The organism is Treponema lecithinolyticum ATCC 700332 (genome assembly GCA_000468055.1).
GTDB classification, from domain to species: domain Bacteria; phylum Spirochaetota; class Spirochaetia; order Treponematales; family Treponemataceae; genus Treponema_C; species Treponema_C lecithinolyticum.
In genome coordinates, this window is the sequence record KI260564.1 from 425,758 (window position 1) to 427,687 (window position 1,930).

Annotated in this window: 3 protein-coding genes; all 3 read right to left on the reverse strand. The window is 37.6% G+C overall.

Features of this window, described 5'->3' with window-relative positions:
• Positions 1-197: 197 nt before the first annotated feature.
• Positions 198-539 carry a hypothetical protein gene (locus HMPREF9193_RS06545; RefSeq protein WP_021687303.1) on the reverse strand — a complete coding sequence of 114 codons (342 nt, stop codon included), beginning with the start codon at positions 537-539 and terminating at the stop codon, positions 198-200.
• 4 nt (positions 540-543) lie between these two features.
• Positions 544-1,515, reverse strand: coding sequence for a hypothetical protein (locus HMPREF9193_RS06550; RefSeq protein ID WP_021687304.1), 972 nt, complete (start codon positions 1,513-1,515; stop codon positions 544-546).
• A gap of 9 nt (positions 1,516-1,524) precedes the next feature.
• On the reverse strand, positions 1,525-1,930 hold a 406-nt coding region (locus tag HMPREF9193_RS11295), incomplete at its 5' end, for a hypothetical protein (RefSeq protein WP_021687305.1).

The following is a 1,930-nucleotide window of genomic DNA, read 5'->3' on the forward strand; positions in this document are numbered from 1 at the left end:
TTGGCTTTTGTCGCTTCTAAACGAACGGTACATGGTCTGCCACAAATGTTCTCCCGGAGTAAACAATTTTAAAAATCCCCACGCCTTAAATACGATATACCGTTTTTCACATAAAATTCCCACATATTCTACAAATTCCATTTCAAAATTAATATCCGTTTTGTATTCAATACGCAGTATAGCTGCTTTATTACCGCTTATATCTTCGCTCGTTTGCTTACTATATCTACAATCTTATTACTATATTGCAGTTCTGCAATTTCTTTATCAAAATACGCTCGTATATCGTCATTATCATATTCTTTTATTCTTACATCTATATATACATGTTTCTCGTCATCATTTACTTCATAACTCAAATCCGGTATCACTGTTACCCCTTCAGGTATGTCTATCGTTGCATAGCGTAATTGATATGGCGTCATCGGTATGTCTTCGTGTTTTTTTGTTCTCTTACCGATAGCATAGCCGCTTGACTGTACAAGCGTAAGCATTACAACAGCAAGAAGTGCCGCCACACCTTTTAATTGCACGCTCATACCATCACTCCTGCGCCCCCGCTGCACTCTCGTCAAATTTAATGCTTTGTATCATCGCTTCCATTTGTGGTCGGTAGCGTTCAAAAGTTTTTACTTCGTTCGAGCCTATTTCGATTTGTAAAACCGTTTTATCCCCATCCGGTATATGAAAAAGCGCATCGGGGACTATTTGTCCGTTTATAATTACTCGCGATTCAAAATAGCGACCTTTGCGCCCGTCTACCGCCACTGTTTTATCTTTAAGTATGAAAATTTTAGCTGCTAGGAATATTCCTAAAATATTCGGTTTATACTCACGTATTATTTCTTGCGCCCAGCTGTCGGTAATGTAATTTATTTTTACTGTGTAATCATTTTCATTCGGAAAATACGGTAAAATACTACTTCTATCCCGTGCTTCTTTGGGTAAAATAAAACTTCCGAACGGCAGTTTGTACGGTTGGCTCTTATCGCTTCTAAACGAGCGATACATACTTTGCCACAACTGCTCTCCCGGGATAAACCGTTTTAAAAAGCCCCACGCTTTAAATACAATATGCCTTTTTTCACACAAAATACCTACATATTCAACAAATTCTAATAATACGGATTCAAGATATTTTTTATATTCAATACGCAAAATAAAAGCTTTGTTCCCGCCTATGTTTTCCTTCTCTTGTTTTACTATCTCTACAACTTGATTATACTTCCGTAATTCTGCAATTTCTTTATCAAAATACGGACGTATGTCGTCATGCGCATACTCTTCTATACCTGCATTTATATACACGTGTTTATCTTTATCGTTTATTTCATAACTCAAATCCGGTATCACTGTTACCCCTTCAGGTATGTCTATCGTTGCATAGCGTAATTGGTATGGCGTCAAGGGGACGGTTTTCGTTTTTTTGACTTTTTTGCCGGTTGCGCTGCAGCTGAGCAGTGCAACTGGCAAAACGATAAGAACAGCCAATATAGCTTTTAGCTGTACACTCATTTTATTCCCTCACTGCGCCGCACCCGCACTATCGTCAAACCGAATGCTTTGTATCATCGCTTCCATTTGTGGTCGGTAGCGGTTAAAAATATCAACTGCTTCTGCGATTATCTCGATTTGTAAAACCGTTTTATCTCCGTCGGCTATATGAAAAAATGCCGTTGGAATTGTTTCAGCATTTACCGTTGTTTGTGCTTCAAAATATCGCCCCTCTCTTTTATCTACAACCAATATTTTATTCTGCAGTATACGAACATAAGCTTTTAAAAATATCCCTAAAATATTCGGCTTAAACTCTCGTATGATTTCTTGCGCCCTATCGTCACTGATATAACTTATTTCTACTTTATAATCATCTTCATCGGGAAAATATGGTAAAATATGGCTGTAATCAACTCCTTCTTTGGGTAAAATA